The organism is Bacillus sp. FSL K6-0972 (genome assembly GCF_037976035.1).
In the GTDB taxonomy this organism is placed as follows: Bacteria; Bacillota; Bacilli; order Bacillales; family Bacillaceae; genus Bacillus; species Bacillus haynesii.
This window is the reverse complement of sequence record NZ_CP150260.1, coordinates 2,577,680-2,594,114: the sequence shown is the minus strand read 5'-3', so window position 1 is coordinate 2,594,114 and position 16,435 is coordinate 2,577,680. Positions and strand designations below refer to the sequence as shown.

General features: G+C 47.9%; 17 protein-coding genes. 13 read left to right on the top strand and 4 right to left on the bottom strand.

Features of this window, described 5'->3' with window-relative positions:
* Window positions 1–18 precede the first annotated feature (18 nt).
* The 3 genes from MKX80_RS12900 to MKX80_RS12890 are packed head-to-tail and all read left to right on the top strand — an operon-like array spanning window position 19 to window position 3,311.
* Window positions 19–1,011, top strand: coding sequence for a thiamine pyrophosphate-dependent dehydrogenase E1 component subunit alpha (locus MKX80_RS12900; protein WP_216928388.1), 993 nt, complete (start codon window positions 19–21; stop codon window positions 1,009–1,011).
* A 12-nt stretch (window positions 1,012–1,023) separates the two neighbouring features.
* The gene (locus MKX80_RS12895) at window positions 1,024–2,007 is read left to right on the top strand and encodes an alpha-ketoacid dehydrogenase subunit beta (RefSeq protein WP_154994640.1); all 984 of its coding nucleotides are present in this window, start codon (window positions 1,024–1,026) and stop codon (window positions 2,005–2,007) included.
* 23 nt (window positions 2,008–2,030) lie between these two features.
* Window positions 2,031–3,311 (top strand): dihydrolipoamide acetyltransferase family protein, encoded by a 1,281-nt coding sequence (locus MKX80_RS12890; RefSeq protein WP_182070405.1) that lies wholly within the window; start codon window positions 2,031–2,033, stop codon window positions 3,309–3,311.
* A 25-nt stretch (window positions 3,312–3,336) separates the two neighbouring features.
* Here the strand turns inward: MKX80_RS12890 and MKX80_RS12885 are convergent, their stop codons facing one another.
* The gene (locus tag MKX80_RS12885; protein ID WP_182070406.1) at window positions 3,337–4,239 is read right to left on the bottom strand and encodes a YegS/Rv2252/BmrU family lipid kinase; all 903 of its coding nucleotides are present in this window, start codon (window positions 4,237–4,239) and stop codon (window positions 3,337–3,339) included.
* A gap of 183 nt (window positions 4,240–4,422) precedes the next feature.
* Here MKX80_RS12885 and MKX80_RS12880 point away from each other — a divergent pair, with 183 nt between their 5' ends.
* The 5 genes from MKX80_RS12880 to MKX80_RS12860 all read left to right on the top strand — a co-directional run bounded on the left by MKX80_RS12880 (window position 4,423) and on the right by MKX80_RS12860 (window position 8,348).
* The gene (locus MKX80_RS12880; protein WP_145654040.1) at window positions 4,423–4,860 is read left to right on the top strand and encodes a BrxA/BrxB family bacilliredoxin; all 438 of its coding nucleotides are present in this window, start codon (window positions 4,423–4,425) and stop codon (window positions 4,858–4,860) included.
* 223 nt (window positions 4,861–5,083) lie between these two features.
* On the top strand, window positions 5,084–5,851 hold the full coding sequence (locus MKX80_RS12875; RefSeq protein ID WP_154995284.1) for a transporter substrate-binding domain-containing protein: 768 nt from the start codon (window positions 5,084–5,086) through the stop codon (window positions 5,849–5,851).
* Window positions 5,852–5,938: 87 nt separating this feature from the next.
* On the top strand, window positions 5,939–6,601 hold the full coding sequence (locus tag MKX80_RS12870) for an amino acid ABC transporter permease (RefSeq protein WP_020452110.1): 663 nt from the start codon (window positions 5,939–5,941) through the stop codon (window positions 6,599–6,601).
* Window positions 6,594–7,316 (top strand): amino acid ABC transporter ATP-binding protein, encoded by a 723-nt coding sequence (locus MKX80_RS12865; protein WP_154995289.1) that lies wholly within the window; start codon window positions 6,594–6,596, stop codon window positions 7,314–7,316. The genes MKX80_RS12870 and MKX80_RS12865 overlap by 8 nt, the downstream gene beginning before the upstream one ends.
* 72 nt (window positions 7,317–7,388) lie before the next feature.
* Window positions 7,389–8,348 (top strand): aromatic acid exporter family protein, encoded by a 960-nt coding sequence (locus MKX80_RS12860; protein WP_268343129.1) that lies wholly within the window; start codon window positions 7,389–7,391, stop codon window positions 8,346–8,348.
* 141 nt (window positions 8,349–8,489) lie between these two features.
* On the opposite strand, the gene prli42 is transcribed toward MKX80_RS12860, so the two are convergent.
* Window positions 8,490–8,591, bottom strand: coding sequence for a stressosome-associated protein Prli42 (prli42, locus tag MKX80_RS12855; protein WP_268321753.1), 102 nt, complete (start codon window positions 8,589–8,591; stop codon window positions 8,490–8,492).
* Between the two features lie 90 nt (window positions 8,592–8,681).
* Between prli42 and MKX80_RS12850 the strand changes: the two genes are divergently transcribed.
* Window positions 8,682–10,211 (top strand): acyl-CoA carboxylase subunit beta, encoded by a 1,530-nt coding sequence (locus MKX80_RS12850; RefSeq protein ID WP_268343130.1) that lies wholly within the window; start codon window positions 8,682–8,684, stop codon window positions 10,209–10,211.
* A 20-nt stretch (window positions 10,212–10,231) separates the two neighbouring features.
* Window positions 10,232–11,350, top strand: a complete 1,119-nt coding sequence (locus tag MKX80_RS12845; RefSeq protein WP_182070409.1) for a tripeptidase T — start codon at window positions 10,232–10,234, stop codon at window positions 11,348–11,350.
* A gap of 143 nt (window positions 11,351–11,493) precedes the next feature.
* On the opposite strand, the gene MKX80_RS12840 is transcribed toward MKX80_RS12845, so the two are convergent.
* Both MKX80_RS12840 and MKX80_RS12835 read right to left on the bottom strand, forming a co-directional pair.
* Window positions 11,494–12,294 carry a membrane protein insertase YidC gene (locus MKX80_RS12840; RefSeq protein WP_234113232.1) on the bottom strand — a complete coding sequence of 267 codons (801 nt, stop codon included), beginning with the start codon at window positions 12,292–12,294 and terminating at the stop codon, window positions 11,494–11,496.
* 75 nt (window positions 12,295–12,369) lie between these two features.
* The gene (locus MKX80_RS12835; protein ID WP_154994574.1) at window positions 12,370–12,657 is read right to left on the bottom strand and encodes a hypothetical protein; all 288 of its coding nucleotides are present in this window, start codon (window positions 12,655–12,657) and stop codon (window positions 12,370–12,372) included.
* An 80-nt stretch (window positions 12,658–12,737) separates the two neighbouring features.
* On the opposite strand from MKX80_RS12835, the gene MKX80_RS12830 reads away from it, so the two are divergent.
* The 3 genes from MKX80_RS12830 (at window position 12,738) to MKX80_RS12820 (ending at window position 16,394) form a co-directional block, all read left to right on the top strand.
* Window positions 12,738–13,994 (top strand): DNA polymerase IV, encoded by a 1,257-nt coding sequence (locus MKX80_RS12830; RefSeq protein ID WP_154994573.1) that lies wholly within the window; start codon window positions 12,738–12,740, stop codon window positions 13,992–13,994.
* 87 nt (window positions 13,995–14,081) lie between these two features.
* Window positions 14,082–15,491: an NADP-dependent phosphogluconate dehydrogenase gene (gene gndA / locus MKX80_RS12825; protein WP_154994571.1), complete on the top strand. Its 1,410-nt coding sequence runs from the start codon at window positions 14,082–14,084 to the stop codon at window positions 15,489–15,491.
* Window positions 15,492–15,608: 117 nt separating this feature from the next.
* The gene (locus MKX80_RS12820) at window positions 15,609–16,394 is read left to right on the top strand and encodes an SDR family oxidoreductase (RefSeq protein WP_154994569.1); all 786 of its coding nucleotides are present in this window, start codon (window positions 15,609–15,611) and stop codon (window positions 16,392–16,394) included.
* Window positions 16,395–16,435: the final 41 nt, after the last annotated feature.

The following is a 16,435-nucleotide window of genomic DNA, read 5'->3' as shown; positions in this document are numbered from 1 at the left end:
CATGAAGGAGTGAAAAAAATGGGCAATAACCGTCATGAAGCAGTGGGATTAACAGATGAACAAGCAATCGACATGTACAAAACCATGCTTTTAGCCAGAAAACTCGATGAGCGGATGTGGCTCTTAAACCGTTCAGGCAAAATTCCTTTTGTCATCTCTTGTCAAGGACAGGAAGCAGCCCAAGTCGGAGCGGCTTTCGCTTTAGACCGGGAGAACGATTATGTGCTTCCGTATTACAGAGATATGGGTGTTGTGCTTGCTTTTGGAATGACGGCAAAAGATTTAATGCTGTCGGCGTTTGCAAAAGCCGAGGACCCGAATTCAGGAGGAAAGCAGATGCCGAGCCACTTCGGCCAAAAGAAAAACCGGATCGTCACGGGCTCTTCACCGGTGACAACGCAAGTTCCGCATGCGGTGGGGGTAGCGCTTGCCGGAAGGCTTGACAAGAAAGACATCGCGACTTTTGTGACGTTCGGCGAAGGTTCTTCAAACCAGGGGGACTTCCATGAAGGAGCGAACTTTGCCGCTGTGCATAAGCTTCCAGTCATTTTTATGTGTGAAAACAATAAATACGCCATCTCGGTTCCTTACGAAAAGCAGGTGGCTTGTGAAAACATTTCCGACCGTGCCGTCGGTTACGGCATGCCTGGCGTGACCGTTGATGGGAATGATCCGCTTGAAGTCTACAAAGCGGTTAAAGAAGCAAGAGAACGGGCCGGAAGAGGCGAAGGTCCGACATTAATCGAAACGATATCATACCGGCTGACCCCGCACTCCAGCGATGATGACGACCGAAGCTACAGAGAGCGCGAAGAGGTGGCGGAGGCGAAGAAAAATGATCCGCTTAACAAATTCGCACAATACTTAAGAGAAGCAGGACTTCTGGATGACCAGTCTGAGAAGCAAATGTCAGATGAGATCACAACCATCGTCAATGAAGCAACAGATTATGCTGAACATGCACCTTATGCAGATCCGGAAGATGCGCTGCGGCATGTTTATGCGGAGTAAGGGGGAAGAACAATGCCAGTTATGTCATATATAGATGCTGTCACTTTGGCTTTGAAAGAAGAAATGGAAAAGGATTCCCGCGTCTTTGTTTTAGGGGAGGATGTCGGCAAAAAAGGCGGTGTGTTCAAGGCGACAGCCGGTCTTTACGACCAGTTCGGCGAAGAGCGGGTGATGGATACGCCTTTGGCAGAATCCGCAATTGCCGGCGTCGGAATCGGGGCTGCCATGTACGGAATGAGACCGGTCGCCGAAATGCAGTTTGCTGATTTTATTATGCCGGCTGTCAACCAGATTATTTCGGAAGCGGCAAAAATCCGCTACCGCTCCAACAATGACTGGAACTGTCCGATCGTCATCCGCGCACCTTACGGCGGAGGCGTGCACGGCGCGCTGTACCATTCACAGTCGGTTGAAGCCGTGTTTGCCAACCAGCCCGGACTGAAAATCGTCATGCCTTCGACGCCTTATGATGTCAAAGGGCTCTTGAAAGCGGCCATCCGCGATGATGATCCTGTGCTGTTCTTTGAACATAAGCGTGCATACCGGCTGATCAAGGGCGAAGTGCCGAATGACGACTATGTACTGCCGATCGGAAAGGCGGACGTGAAGCGGGAAGGCGAAGACATTACTGTCATCACATACGGATTGTGCGTCCATTTCGCCCTTCAGGCTGCCGAGCGGCTTGCCAAAGACGGGATTTCCGCACATATCCTTGATTTAAGAACGGTATATCCGCTCGATCAGGAAGCGATTATTGAAGCGGCTTCCAAAACGGGCAAAGTGCTTCTGATGACCGAGGATACGAAGGAAGGCAGCATTATGAGTGAAGTAGCCGCGATCATTTCAGAGCATTGCCTGTTCGATTTGGACGCGCCGATTAAACGGTTGGCGGGCCCTGACGTCCCGGCAATGCCGTATGCTCCTACAATGGAAAAATTCTTTATGGTCAATCCGGATAAAGCAGAAGCAGCGATGAGAGAATTGGCCGAGTTTTAATATAGCGAAGGAGGACATATCGTATGGCAGTGGAACAAATGACAATGCCGCAGCTCGGAGAGAGCGTGACTGAGGGAACCATCAGCAAATGGCTCGTCAGCGTCGGAGATCACGTCAACAAATACGACCCGATTGCTGAAGTGATGACGGATAAGGTCAATGCTGAAGTCCCTTCATCGTTCACGGGAACGATTACCGAGCTTGTCGGGAAGGAAGGCGAAACTCTGCAAGTCGGAGACGTCATCTGCAAAGTCGAAACTAATGAAGATGCGAAACCGGAGGCTGAGGCTGTTTCCAAGCCAGATCAAGCGGAAGCGGAGCCGGCCAAACCGGAGGCGAAAGATACATCTCAGAAAAAACGTTATTCCCCGGCGGTGCTGAGACTTGCCGGAGAGCACAACATTGACTTGGAGCAGGTGGAAGGTACTGGTGCCGGCGGACGGATCACAAGAAAAGACATCCAGCGTATCATTGCTTCCGGAGCTGTTCCTCAAGCTGATGTAGCGCCGGAAAAACAGCCGGGTGCAAATGCAGCGGGAACGAGTGAACCTGTTCAAAAACCGGCGCAAGCCGCCCCTCAAGCTGCACCGCCTCAAAGTGCGGCTGGAGACGTCGAGATTCCTGTGACTGGAATCCGTCATGCAATTGCGACTAACATGGTCAGAAGCAAGCATGAAATCCCTCATGCCTGGACGATGATGGAAGTGGATGTCACAAGTCTTGTGAGCTACCGCAACAAAATAAAAGACGAATTCAAGAAGAAAGAGGGCTTCAGCCTGACCTTTTTCGCGTTCTTTGTCAAAGCGGTCGCACAGGCGCTAAAGGAATTCCCGCAAATGAACAGCATGTGGGCCGGAGATAAAATTATTCAGAAAAAAGACATCAACATCTCAATTGCAGTAGCGACTGACGATGCGTTATACGTTCCTGTCATCAAGCATGCCGATGAAAAAACGATTAAAGGCATCGCGAGAGAAATCTCCGAACTGGCTCATAAGGTCAGAAGCGGTAAGCTGACCAGCGGGGATATGAGCGGGGGTACGTTTACGGTCAACAATACTGGTTCGTTCGGATCGGTTCAGTCGATGGGGATCATCAACCATCCGCAGGCGGCCATTCTGCAGGTTGAATCGATCGTCAAGCGTCCCGTCGTCATGGAGCATGGCATGATCGCGGTCAGGGATATGGTGAACCTGTGCTTATCCCTCGATCACAGAGTGCTTGACGGCCTCATTTGCGGCAGATTCCTTGCCCGTGTGAAAGAGATTCTGGAACAAATCGATGATCATACGTCTATCTATTAAAAAAGAAGAGCTGGCCCGTTAAGGGTCAGCTTTTTTCTTTTTCTAAGGGGGCGAGCATGCGGAGATGCCCGTTTAACACCTCGATTGAAGCCGGCGTTTTTGTGCAGATTTCGCCGTCTGTATCGGCGTCCATTGGAAGGGCGGTTTCAACTTGAACGGTTTGCCCCTGATAATAGGAGAGCTCGCCTTCAAAGGATTCCCATTCGGGATCATCCATTGCAAAAAGCTCTTTCAATGCAGCCAGGTTTGTATTCCGGCAGACGAGGATGTCCGCTTTGCCGTCGTTAATGCTCAGCTGCGGAAGGGGGATCTTGTTCGTTCCGATAAATGGCCCGTTCAGCACGACCACCATGACCGCTTCGTCAGTAAACTCTTCTCCGTCGATCGACAGTCGGAAAGAGAAGGGCTCAAGATTGGAGATTGTCCGCAGTGCGCTCGTAAAATAACTGATTCTCCCGAGCAGCGCTTTTTCCGTTTGATTGATATGGCTGGAAGCTTCCGTGATCAATCCGATGCCCCAAAAGTTGAGACAATAATGATCATTTGCTTTTAAAACATCGACCGGGACGGGATTTCCATTGACGAGCGCTTCCGCCGCTTTTTCAATGTTCTGGGGAATGCGGAGCGCCCTCGAAAAGTCGTTGCATGTACCGCCCGGGAGGATGCCGATATCAGGCTTGGTTTGAAGCCGACTGATGCCGTTAATGCATTCGTGTACAGTCCCGTCACCGCCTAATATAAACAATTGCCCGATATCCTCCCCGATCTCCCGGCAAAATTCGAACGCATCGCGTTTTTTTCTCGTCGGCTTCACGATGAGTTCGTCTATAGCTTGTGAAAGAATCGGTACGGCAGCACCGAGTGTTTTTTCAACATTTTTTTGCCCTGCATTTCCGTTGTATATCAGCATTGCTTTTTTTCGGTTCATAAAGTACTCCTTTATTTTATAGGGTCTTTACTTATTTTTCCCCGGGCTGCCCGTGCCATAAACCTGAAGGAACACGAATCGCCTGATTTGCGGTCCGGACGGTTTCAAAGTATCATTAGAACAGATGAGCAAACAGCGGCTTTAGCATTATGCTGAAAGCGGCTAAAAAGGAGAGATCTTAAAGTGAACATGGATTTTAATCTGTTTATGAACGATGTCGTGCGCCAGGCCAGACAGGAAATAACGGCTGCCGGCTACACCGAACTGAAAACGCCTGAAGAAGTCGATGAAGCGCTCGCGAAAAAAGGCACTACGCTTGTGATGGTCAACTCCGTCTGCGGCTGTGCAGGGGGGATTGCAAGACCTGCCGCGCATCATGCAGTTCATTACGATAAGCGCCCGGATCATCTCGTCACCGTTTTTGCCGGACAAGACAAAGAAGCGACGGCCAGAGCAAGGGAATATTTTGAAGGATATCCGCCTTCTTCTCCGTCATTCGCCCTTTTAAAAGACGGCAAGATTTTAAAAATGGTAGAACGCCATGAAATTGAAGGCTATGAGCCGATGGCTGTCATCACCAAGCTTCAAGGATTGTTTGAAGAATACTGTGAAGAAGTATAAGGGAAATACCGCCTGCCAAAACATATGGCAGGCTTTTTTTGTGTATAAAAATTCTTTTTATATGCAGTCGGAAAGATAAAAACACAGGTGTTTGATTGGTATTTAAAGGCTTACTTGAAGGTTTTTTAGTTATTTTTCAAAATGGTATTGCATCCGCCTCAGAAAATGTTTAAAATACATAACAACGAATAAATATTCAAACAGGTTCAGGGGGATACACAACATGAAAAAATGGATGTTACTGGTAGTGACAGCATGTGTCACATTTGCATTGGCTGCTTGCGGGACGAGCAGCAGCTCTGATGATAAAAAAACATTGGTGATGGGAACTTCTGCCGATTACCCGCCTTTTGAATCGAAAGACGGAGATCAGATTGTCGGTTTTGATGTTGATCTGGCCAATGCACTGGCTGAAAAAACGGGCCATGAAATCGAAGTGAAAGACATGGACTTCAACGGCCTGGTGACCGCTCTTAAAACAAACAAAGTCGACATTGTGCTTTCAGGAATGACGCCGACGCCTAAACGCAAAAAGCAGGTCGATTTTTCAAACGTCTACTATACGGCTCACAACACGATCGTTACGAAAAAATCAAGCGGCATCAAATCGCTTGATGACTTGAAAGGAAAAACGGTCGGTGTACAGCTTGGCTCCATCCAGGAAGAAAAAGCGAAGGAGCTCACACCGGATTACAATTTAAAAGTTGAAAACCGCAACCGTATTTCGGATTTAACCGAAGAAATCAAAGCGGGCCGCTTCGACGCAGCAATCATTGAAGATATCGTTGCCGAAAAATATATTGATAAAAATGAAGAACTGGTTGGCTACAATCTGCCGAAAGAACCGGATGAAAAAGCCGGTTCCGCGATCGCCTTCAAAAAGGGAAGCGATTTGACCGAGAAGTTCAACAAAGCGCTTGAAGAGATGGAGAAAAGCGGAGAACTTGATAAGCTGAAAGAAAAATGGTTCGGCGGAGAAACAAAAAAGTAAGCGTGAAAAGTTCAACTTTTTGTTGAACTTTTTTTTCTAAAGCGATGTACGCCTCTTTGATGATGAGGCGGGAGAGGGAGAGTCATCATGAATTTTCTTGATTTTTCTAGTACAATACCTGAGATGCCTTTCATCCTGGAAGGCTTGGGCGTTACCTTAAAGGTGGTCGCGGCTGCGGCTGTGCTTGGATTTTTGCTGGGGGTTTTGATTACGCTTTTAAAAATCAGTTCGATCAAGCCCCTCGCATGGATTGCCGACTTTTACACTTCCATATTCCGGGGGACACCGCTCGTTCTGCAGCTGATGATCGTCTATTACGGGCTGCCTCAGGTGCTTGGCTTTGATATTGATGCTTATTGGGCGGCTGTCATCGCATTCGGCTTAAATTCCGCTGCTTATGTATCAGAAATCATCAGAGCCGGAATCAATGCGATCGACAAAGGACAAAAAGAGGCGGCGATGGCCCTGGGCGTCCCATATGCAAAGATGATGAAGGATCTCTTGCTGCCGCAGGCCTTTAAAAATATCATGCCCGCGCTGATCAACGAATCGATTACATTGACAAAGGAATCGGCTGTTGTCACCGTCATCGGACTCGGCGATATTATGAGACGAAGCTATCAGGCTGGAGCTGCGATCTACAGCCCGCTTGAGCCGATGCTGTTTGCGGGTCTCATCTACTATGTGCTCGTTTTGATCCTGACGTTTGTCGGCAAAGCGATTGAAAGGAAGCTGAATGTCAATGATTAATGTTCGCAATCTCTCAAAATCTTTCGGAAAGCACGAGGTGCTTAAACATATCTCCGTTTCCTTTGAAAAAGGCGAAGTAGCCGCTGTCATCGGTCCGTCGGGCTCAGGCAAGTCAACGTTTCTGCGTTGCTTAAACCTGCTCGAAAAGCCGACGGAGGGCAGCATTTTCATTCAGGATCAAGAGATTACAAGCCCGAAAACAAATGTGCTGAAAATCAGAGAGAACATCGGCATGGTCTTTCAGCATTTTCATTTGTTTCCGCATAAAACGGTTCTTGAAAATATTACGTATGCACCTGTCCATGTCAAAAAAGAAAGCAAACAGGAAGCAGTGAAAAAAGCGGAAGAACTGCTTGAGAAAGTGGGGCTTATCGATAAAAAAGATGATTATCCGAACCGTTTATCAGGGGGGCAAAAGCAGCGCGTTGCGATTGCGAGGGCGCTGGCGATGAATCCGGACATCATGCTGTTTGACGAGCCGACATCAGCACTTGATCCCGAGATGGTCAAAGAAGTGCTTCAGGTGATGCAGGATTTGGCGAAAACCGGGATGACGATGGTGATCGTGACGCACGAAATGGGCTTTGCCAAAGAAGTCGCAGACAGGGTGCTTTTCATGGACGAAGGAACCATTGTTGAAGACGATGATCCTAAAGCGTTTTTTTCTTCTCCAAAATCGAAAAGAGCTCAAGACTTTTTAGAGAAAATACTATAAAATAAGCTGAAGAAGATGATGATCTTCTTCTTTTTTATTCACTAAGACTAGCAGAAAAGATTGGGGTTAACGATGTTTAAAATAGGTTATCGCACATTAAAAACAGCGCTTGGCACAGCATTGGCCATCTATATCGCACAGCTGCTCGGCCTTCATAATTTTGTGTCGACAGGGATCATCACGATCCTCTGTATTCAAGTGACGAAAAAGCGGTCCCTTCAGGCATCATGGGCCCGGTTTGCGGCATGCATTCTTGCGATCGTTTTTTCATACGCGTTTTTTGAACTGATCGGCTATCATCCGGCTGTCATCGGTCTGATGCTGCTGTTCTTTATTCCGACAACCGTTCTTCTGAAAATAAAAGAAGGAATCGTCACAAGTTCGGTCATCATTCTACATCTTTATATGTCAGAAGGGATCACCCTTTCTCTCATTTGGAACGAATGCCTCATCATCATTACGGGAATCGGCGTTGCCCTGCTGATGAATTTGTACATGCCGAGCCTCGATAAAGAGCTCAAACAGTATCAGCAGAAAATCGAAGATAACTTTGCCAAGATTTTTGAAGAAATCGAACGCTATTTGCTGACCGGGGAACAGGACTGGATGGGAAAAGAGATTCCTGAGACGCACCGTTTGATCAATGAAGCGAAGACCCTGGCATACCGCGATGTGGAAAATCATTTTCTCAGGCACGAAAACCTCTATTATCACTACTTTAAAATGAGAGAAAAGCAATTTGAAATTATCGAAAGGGTGCTGCCGAAAATCACGTCGATTTCGATGACGGTTGAACAGGGGCAGATGATCGCAGCGTTTCTTCATGATTTAAGAGGGGCCATTCATCCCGGAAATACGGCTCATAAGTTTTTGAAGCGGCTCGTGAAAATGAGAGAGGAGATTGATGAGATGGAGCTGCCGACGACACGGGAAGAATTTGAAGCGCGCGCTGCTCTTTTCAACTTTCTCGGCGAAATGGAACAGTATCTTGTGATTAAGAGCTACTTTAAAGGAATTAAATCTCCTGCATAACCGCATGAGTTTCTCCTTCATTGGTCAATCTAATGAGACAGGGGGAAACCCGTGCGGTTTTTTCTATTCTTGCGGAAGTCCCAGCCCGAAAAAAAGCAGGCGTTTCTCCGCAAAAAGAGCCGCCTGCTTTCATTATTTGTATTAAAAAATCATGCTGAGTCCGGTAAGCAGAGTGGTCAGCACCATGACGCCGATCATTAAAATAACCATGAATTTGATGAATTTTCGAGACAAGTTTTTCACCTCTGTTTTTTAATCTCCCATTATTTTATACTGCTTTTTTTCATCGGACAAGTTTCGTGTAAGAATCAAATAGAGAAGGGGCAGAACGCGATGAATATGTTTGAAAGAGTCGACGATTTAAACAACAGCCGCCAAAAAGCTTTACTTGGGGGCGGGCAGGAACGGATCGACAGGCAGAAGCAAAAAGGCAAGCTCACCGCCAGAGAGAGAATTGATCTTCTGCTTGATGAGGGAACGTTCACTGAACTGAATGCCTTTGCCAGAAGCCGGCAGTCCGGCGGCCCGTTAGGCGACGGGGTTGTCACGGGATTCGGAAAAATCGACGGGCGGCCCGTTTATCTGTTTTCCCAGGATTTTACCGTCACCGGCGGAGCACTCGGAGAAATGCACGCCAAAAAAATAGCGGCCGTCATGGATCTTGCCCTCAAAAATAAGGCCCCTTTCATCGGTCTGAACGACTCAGGTGGTGCGAGAATTCAAGAGGGTGTGCTATCATTAGATGGATACGGTCATATTTTTTACCGAAATGTCCTTTGCTCAGGCATCATTCCGCAAATCTCTGTCATTCTCGGGCCTTGTGCGGGCGGCGCGGTTTATTCTCCAGCTTTGACCGACTTCGTTTTCATGAGCGAAAAAACCGGACAGATGTTCATTACCGGTCCGAAAGTCATCAAAACGGCGACAGGCGAAGCTGTCAGCTCCGGAGAATTGGGGGGCGCCTATATACATAATTCAATCAGCGGGAATGCCCATTTTTCCGGGGATTCCGATGAGGCCGTCCTCAGTGAGGTGCGCAAGCTCTTGTCCTACATCCCCCAGAATTACGAAGAAAAGCCTCCAGCCAAGACGAGAAAGGCGAAAGATCATGATATAAGGCCTGCTTTAATGACGATCCTGCCTGAAGACGGTCAGCGGCCGTATGATGTCAAACAGATCATCGCGGAAATCGCAGACAGCGGAACGTTTTTTGAAGTGCAGTGCCATTTTGCCAAAAACGCGGTGATCGGTTTTGCAAGGATAGCGGGGGAAACGGCGGCGATCGTGGCCAACCAGCCGAAGTATTTAGCCGGAAGCCTCAGCATGGATGCGGCTGACAAAATCGCCCGGTTTATCCGTTTTTGCGATTCCTTTCAGATCCCGATTTTGACTTTGGTTGATTGTCCCGGTTTTCTTCCGGGAATACGCGAAGAGCACGGCGGGGTGATCAGGCACGGCGCCAAAATCCTTTACGCGTATGCGGAAGCCGCCGTCTGCAAGGTGACGGTCATTTTAAGAAAAGCATACGGCGGAGCATATGTCGCTTTAAACAGCAAGGCGCTTGGAGCGGATGCCGTGTTTGCTTGGCCGAATGCAGAAATTGCAGTGATGGGCGCCGGGGAAGCTGCAGACGTGCTGTTTGCGAAGGAAATCGAACGGTCAGAAGACCCGCGGGCCGCCCGCGAGGAAAAAATCCGGAAGTGCATGCAGGCTTCAAGCCCTTTTACCGCTGCAAGATACGGCATGGTTGACGATATCATCGATCCGAAAGAGACGCGGAAGAAGCTGATCCAAACGTTTGACATGCTGAAGAGCAAAAAAGAAATCCGGCCGGACAAAAAGCATGGAAATATACCGCTTTAAAAAATGGAGGGGAAACTAGCATGAATGAAAAACGTCTGTTAGAAGAGTTTTTAGAACTTGTGCAAATTGATTCCGAGACAAAACATGAAGCTGACATCTGCAAGGTGCTGAAAGAAAAATTTACGGCGCTTGGAATGGATGTCGTGGAGGATGACACAGCGCCAAAAACGGGGCACGGAGCGGGAAACCTCGTGTGCACGCTTCCGGGAACGAAAGAGGCGGACACGATTTACTTTACATCCCACATGGATACCGTCGTGCCCGGAAAAGGCGTGAAGCCGGTCATTGAAGACGGATATGTCAAAACAGACGGCACAACGATTTTGGGAGCTGACGACAAAACAGGCCTTGCAGCGATGCTTGAAGCCGTAAAAGTGCTGAAAGAAAAAAACATTCCGCACGGAACGATCCAGTTTATCATTACGGTCGGCGAAGAATCGGGGCTTGTCGGAGCGAAAGCTTTAGACCGATCGCTGATCAAAGCCGATTACGGATATGCGCTTGATTCCGACGGGAAGGTCGGCAATATTATCGTCGCAGCGCCGACACAGGCGAAAATTAGAGCAACTGTCTACGGAAAAACGGCTCATGCCGGAGTAGAGCCGGAAAAAGGAGTCTCCGCGATCACGATCGCTTCAAAAGCGATTGCCAAAATGCCGCTTGGCCGCATCGACGAGGAGACGACGGCTAATATCGGCCGCTTTGAGGGCGGAACGCAAACCAATATCGTCTGCGATCAGGTCGACATTCTCGCTGAAGCCCGTTCGCTTGTTCCGGAAAAAATGGAAAAGCAGACCGAAAAAATGAAGCAGGCGTTTGAAGCAGCCGCCGCTGAAATGGGTGGCAGAGCCGAGGTGGAAATCGAAGTCATGTATCCGGGCTTTAAATACAAAGACGGGGATCTCGTCGTTGAAATCGCCAAAAAAGCCGCCGGGAAAATCGGCCGTCCGTACGAGCTATTGACGAGCGGCGGAGGAAGCGATGCGAACGTCATCGCAGGACACGGCATTCCGACTGTCAACCTTGCAGTCGGATATGAACAAATCCATACGAAAAACGAAAAAATGCCGATTGAGGAACTTGTTAAAACTGCAGAAATGGTCGTTGCCATTATTGAGGAAGTAGCAAATCCTTCATAAAGGCGGGGTTTTTACAGGGAAAGTCACCGTTTCAGCTCCAGTCGATGGTTTCAGCGGAAACGGCCTCACCATTCCCGAAGTCACGATCGAGAAGATTGAAGGGAAATACAAAAAAGCTTGCGCCTTTAAAGGCGCAAGCTTTTTTATTTTGTAGCCGATTCAGCAGGCTGAATGGCTTTTTTGTTTTTTTGGTAAACTTGATGAAGAACGACGGATTGAATCGTCAGAAGCAGTCCGCTTGTCAGCCAGTACAGCGGCAGGGCTGCAGGGACATTGATCGAAAAGATCGTCATCATCACTGGGAAAAAGAAGCCCATGATTTTGGCGGACTGCTGAGCCGCCGGATTTGATTGAGCGTTCTGTGCGTTCAGCTTTTGAGACACATAGAACTGGATAAAGTACATGAACCCGGCGCATAAAGATACGATAATATCAGAATGCCCGAGGTTAAACCAGAGAAAAGAGTGCGAAGCAATTTCAGGCGTCGAGCGGATCGCATAATAAAAACCGATCAGAATCGGAAACTGAATCAGCATCGGCAGGCAGCCCATCGCCAGCGGGTTGATGTTGTGCTTTTGGTAAAGCTGCATCATCTCCTGCTGAATTTCCCTTTGCTTCACAGGATCTTTCGTCTTTTTTAACCTGCTTTGAATTGCATCCAGCTCAGGTTTGACAAGTGCCATTTTTTCCTGCATTGCCCGCTGTTTTTTATACTGGTTGGCAAACAGCGGAAAGACGAGAACCCGGACGATGATGGTCACAAAAATAATCGACAGTCCGTAGTTTCCGTGGAAAAATCCGGCGATACCTTTAATCAGCTCTGAAAAAGGTACCACGACATAATGGTGGAAGAAGTTGTCGCTTCCTCCGGTACTGCCAGTGGCTGCCGAAGCTTGTTCACCTATAAACATGGTCATGACCAAAAACATTGCAGTCGCAAACATTTGTTTTAATTTCGTGTTCAACACGTTCTCCTCCTTCTGAATAAAAGGGCCCGTATGCCGGACGCCTTTTCCCGTTTAAATTGAAAGAAGAAGGAAACGGTGGTCTTCATCGTCGTTCGATGAAGCTTTCATGCGAATGACTTTACTTATCCATACCGTAATGCGATGATATAGGATGATGAGAAAATCGATTGCAGAAACAAACTGTATTGCATGATATTCTTCAAACCGTTTCGTTTTCCAGCTGTCGCCTGTATTGCAATCCTTGAGGATGAGGGCGATACCGATCGCCGTCAGTGCGGGAAGGACGATTGTGAAAAACTCAAACAGAAAAAAAGCATCGTTGAAAGATTCAAGAATCATCTTTTATCACTTCCATTTCATTTAACATCTTACTATATGATAGCCGGGATGTCTAATCAGAGTACCAGGAGGGAGCCGTTTTGTCTGCTGATAAACAAAAGGGGAGAGTCATCTTTCATATCGATATGAACAGCTTTTACGCGTCTGTTGAAATGGCGTATGACCCTTCGCTGAAAGGCAGGCCGCTCGCCATCGCGGGAAATGCGAAGGAACGGAAAGGAATTGTCGTCACGTGCAGCTATGAGGCGAGAGCACGCGGCGTCAAACCGCCCATGCCGCTCTGGGAAGCGAAGCGGCTCTGTCCTGAGCTGATCGTCAAGCCGCCGAATTTCGACCGTTACAGAAGCTCTTCAAGAGAAATGTTTCAAGTGCTCAGGGAGTACACGGACCTTGTCGAGCCTGTTTCCATTGATGAAGGGTACATGGATTTAACGGACACGCCATACAGAAATCGGGCATATGAAACGGCAAAGGAAATTCAGGAGCGCCTTCAAGAAGAACTGCTGCTTCCGTCAAGCATCGGGATCGCTCCGAATAAATTCCTGGCCAAAATGGCTTCGGATATGAAAAAACCGCTCGGCATTACGATATTGAGAAAGCGCGAAGTGCCCCGGATTCTTTGGCCCATGGACATCAGCGAGATGTACGGAGTCGGGCGGAAAACCGCCGAAAAGCTCAAGACGCTCGAGATCGAAAAGATCGGCGATTTGGCTGCCGCAGATGAGTATGCTTTAAAGGGCCTCCTTGGCATCAACGGTCCCCGTTTAAAAAGGAGGGCAAACGGCATCGACACAGGAGAGGTGAATCCCGACAGAATATACGAATTCAAAAGTGTCGGCAATTCCTCGACCCTCCCGCATGACAGCACAGATGAGAAGGAGCTGTTCGGTCTGATTGACAAGCTTTCTGTTTCAGTAAGCGACAGGCTGAAGCGAAAAGAGGTCATGGCAGCAAAAGTTTTCATCATGATCCGCTTTGCGGACTGGACGAACATAACAAGAAGCAAGACCCTTCTGAATCCGACCGATTCAAGAGAGGACATTGCGAAGGAAGCGAAAGCCCTTTTCAGGCAGCATTGGCACGGAAGCCCTGTCAGGCTTTTGGGCGTGACGGGAACAGATCTCGTCAATCGAAAGGAAGCCGTCAAACAGCTTGATTTGTTTTCGTTTCATGAGGATGCCAAAGATGAGCCGATCCAAAAAGTGATGGCTGAACTGAATGAAAAATATGGAACAGACCTCATCAAAAAAGGGATCAGGATCGTGAAGAAAGAAAGCAAAACGAGCGGAACAAGCTTTAACAAAGATTTTTTCCAGGACGAGAGACAAGATCAATAGCTTGAAAATGTAGGTCGAAGTGTGGTAATTTCAATTTAAATAAAAATTAAACTATAATGCTAAACGCTTTAAGAAGGGACGTTAGACATGGCAAAACAACAAATAGGTGTAGTTGGTTTAGCAGTAATGGGAAAAAACTTGGCTTTAAACATTGAAAGCCGCGGGTTTTCGGTTTCTGTTTACAACAGATCAAGCGCGAAAACGGAAGAGTTTCTGAAAGAAGCTGCAGGTAAAAATGTTGTCGGTACATACAGCATTGAAGAGTTCGTTGCATCTCTTGAAAAACCGCGCAAAATTCTTTTGATGGTCAAAGCTGGAACACCGACAGACGCAACGATTCAATCGCTTCTGCCTCATCTTGAAAAAGGCGACATTTTGATTGACGGCGGAAATACATATTATAAAGATACGCAGAGAAGAAACAGAGAGCTTGCCGAAAGCGGCATTCACTTCATCGGCACCGGAGTTTCCGGCGGTGAAGAAGGGGCTCTGAAAGGACCTTCTATCATGCCAGGCGGACAAAAGGAAGCCCATGAGCTTGTCAAGCCGATTCTTGAAGCCATTTCTGCAAAAGTGGACGGCGAACCGTGTACGACATACATCGGTCCTGACGGCGCCGGCCATTATGTAAAAATGGTTCATAACGGCATCGAATACGGCGACATGCAGCTGATCTCAGAATCCTACTTTATTTTGAAACACATTGTCGGTCTGTCTTCAGATGAGCTTCACGAAGTCTTTTCCGAGTGGAATAAAGGAGAGCTTGACAGCTATCTGATCGAAATCACGGCTGACATTTTCACGAAAAAAGATGAGGAAACGGGCAAGCCGCTCGTTGACGTCATCCTCGATAAAGCAGGTCAAAAAGGCACAGGAAAATGGACGAGCCAAAGCGCTCTTGACCTGGGCGTTCCGCTTCCGATCATTACGGAATCTGTTTTCGCCCGCTTCATCTCTTCCATGAAAGAAGAGCGCGTTAAAGCGAGCAAGCTTCTGGCAGGACCTGAAGCGAAACCGGCCGCTGAGAACAAAGAAGAGCTGATCGAAGCGGTCAGAAAAGCGCTCTTCATGAGCAAAATCTGTTCTTACGCACAAGGCTTCGCTCAAATGAAAGCCGCATCAGAAGAATACGGCTGGGATTTGAAATACGGTGATATCGCGATGATTTTCCGCGGAGGATGCATCATCCGCGCAGCGTTCCTGCAAAAAATCAAAGAAGCGTATGACCGCGATCCTGAGCTTGACAACCTACTTCTTGACCCGTACTTCAAAAATATCGTTGAAAGCTATCAGGGAGCTCTCCGCAAAACGATTTCCCTTGCGGTTGAACAAGGAATTCCTGTACCTTGCTTCTCAAGCGCTCTCGCTTATTTTGACAGCTATCGCACTGCAACCCTGCCGGCCAACCTGATTCAGGCGCAGCGCGACTACTTTGGCGCCCATACGTATGAGCGTACAGATAAAGAAGGCATTTTCCACACTGAGTGGATGAAATAAGATGTAAAACCGCAAGCTGAAAAGCTTGCGGTTTTTTTGATTTTCGGAAGGATGCATGTTTAAGCGGTTCTGTGGAAACCTACTCAAAAGAGAGTTTCAATAAGGAGGAATCAACCCATGTATCCAAGTTTAGAGGGAAAAACGGTCGTTATCACAGGGGCGGGTACAGGTCTTGGAAAAGCGATGGCACTGCGCTTCGGTGCTGAAAAAGCCAATGTAGTGATCAATTATTTCAAGGAAGAAGAAAATCCCGAAGAGACGGTGAAGAAAATAGAAAGCAGCGGAGCGCGCGCGATTGCCGTTCAAGGGGATGTCTCAAAAGAAGACGATGTAAAAGCGCTGATCAGTCAGGCTGTTGATTCATTCGGTTCCGTTGATGTGATGGTGAACAACGCCGGGGTGGAAAATGAAGTACCTTCCGAGGATTTGTCTCTGGAAGATTGGAACCGCGTCATATCAACCAATTTGACGGGAATGTTTTTAGGGTGCCGGGAAGCGATCGGCTATATGCTCGACCATAATATTAAAGGCTCGGTCATCAATATGTCGAGCGTCCATCAGCAAATCCCATGGCCGCATTTTGTCCATTATGCGGCAAGTAAGGGCGGGGCAAAACTGCTGACAGAAACCCTAGCCCTTGAATATGCCCCGAAAGGAATTCGGGTAAACGCGATCGGACCCGGTGCGATCGATACGCCGATTAACGCCGAAAAATTCGCAGATCCCGAATTGAAAAAAGGCGTTGTTGAATTGATTCCGATGGGGTATATCGGAAAGCCTGAGGAAGTCGCAGCTTGCGCGGCCTGGCTTGCATCCGAAGAAGCAAGCTATGTGACGGGCCTGACGTTGTATGTGGACGGCGGGATGACGAAATACCCGGGATTCCAAGCGGGAAAAGGATGAAAAGAAGGCGGGATGCCTTCTTTTCATCATATGCCCAAAAA

Bases quoted from the DNA above. Each gene is read 5' to 3' on its own strand.
- MKX80_RS12900 (WP_216928388.1), top strand. From the start codon at position 19: ATGGGCAATAACCGTCATGAAGCAGTGGGATTAACAGATGAACAAGCA.
- MKX80_RS12895 (WP_154994640.1), top strand. From the start codon at position 1,024: ATGCCAGTTATGTCATATATAGATGCTGTCACTTTGGCTTTGAAAGAA.
- MKX80_RS12890 (WP_182070405.1), top strand. From the start codon at position 2,031: ATGGCAGTGGAACAAATGACAATGCCGCAGCTCGGAGAGAGCGTGACT.
- MKX80_RS12885 (WP_182070406.1), bottom strand. From the start codon at position 4,239: ATGAACCGAAAAAAAGCAATGCTGATATACAACGGAAATGCAGGGCAA.
- MKX80_RS12875 (WP_154995284.1), top strand. From the start codon at position 5,084: ATGAAAAAATGGATGTTACTGGTAGTGACAGCATGTGTCACATTTGCA.
- MKX80_RS12870 (WP_020452110.1), top strand. From the start codon at position 5,939: ATGAATTTTCTTGATTTTTCTAGTACAATACCTGAGATGCCTTTCATC.
- MKX80_RS12865 (WP_154995289.1), top strand. From the start codon at position 6,594: ATGATTAATGTTCGCAATCTCTCAAAATCTTTCGGAAAGCACGAGGTG.
- MKX80_RS12860 (WP_268343129.1), top strand. From the start codon at position 7,389: ATGTTTAAAATAGGTTATCGCACATTAAAAACAGCGCTTGGCACAGCA.
- MKX80_RS12850 (WP_268343130.1), top strand. From the start codon at position 8,682: ATGAATATGTTTGAAAGAGTCGACGATTTAAACAACAGCCGCCAAAAA.
- MKX80_RS12845 (WP_182070409.1), top strand. From the start codon at position 10,232: ATGAATGAAAAACGTCTGTTAGAAGAGTTTTTAGAACTTGTGCAAATT.
- MKX80_RS12840 (WP_234113232.1), bottom strand. From the start codon at position 12,294: ATGTTTGCGACTGCAATGTTTTTGGTCATGACCATGTTTATAGGTGAA.
- MKX80_RS12835 (WP_154994574.1), bottom strand. From the start codon at position 12,657: ATGATTCTTGAATCTTTCAACGATGCTTTTTTTCTGTTTGAGTTTTTC.
- gndA (WP_154994571.1), top strand. From the start codon at position 14,082: ATGGCAAAACAACAAATAGGTGTAGTTGGTTTAGCAGTAATGGGAAAA.
- MKX80_RS12820 (WP_154994569.1), top strand. From the start codon at position 15,609: ATGTATCCAAGTTTAGAGGGAAAAACGGTCGTTATCACAGGGGCGGGT.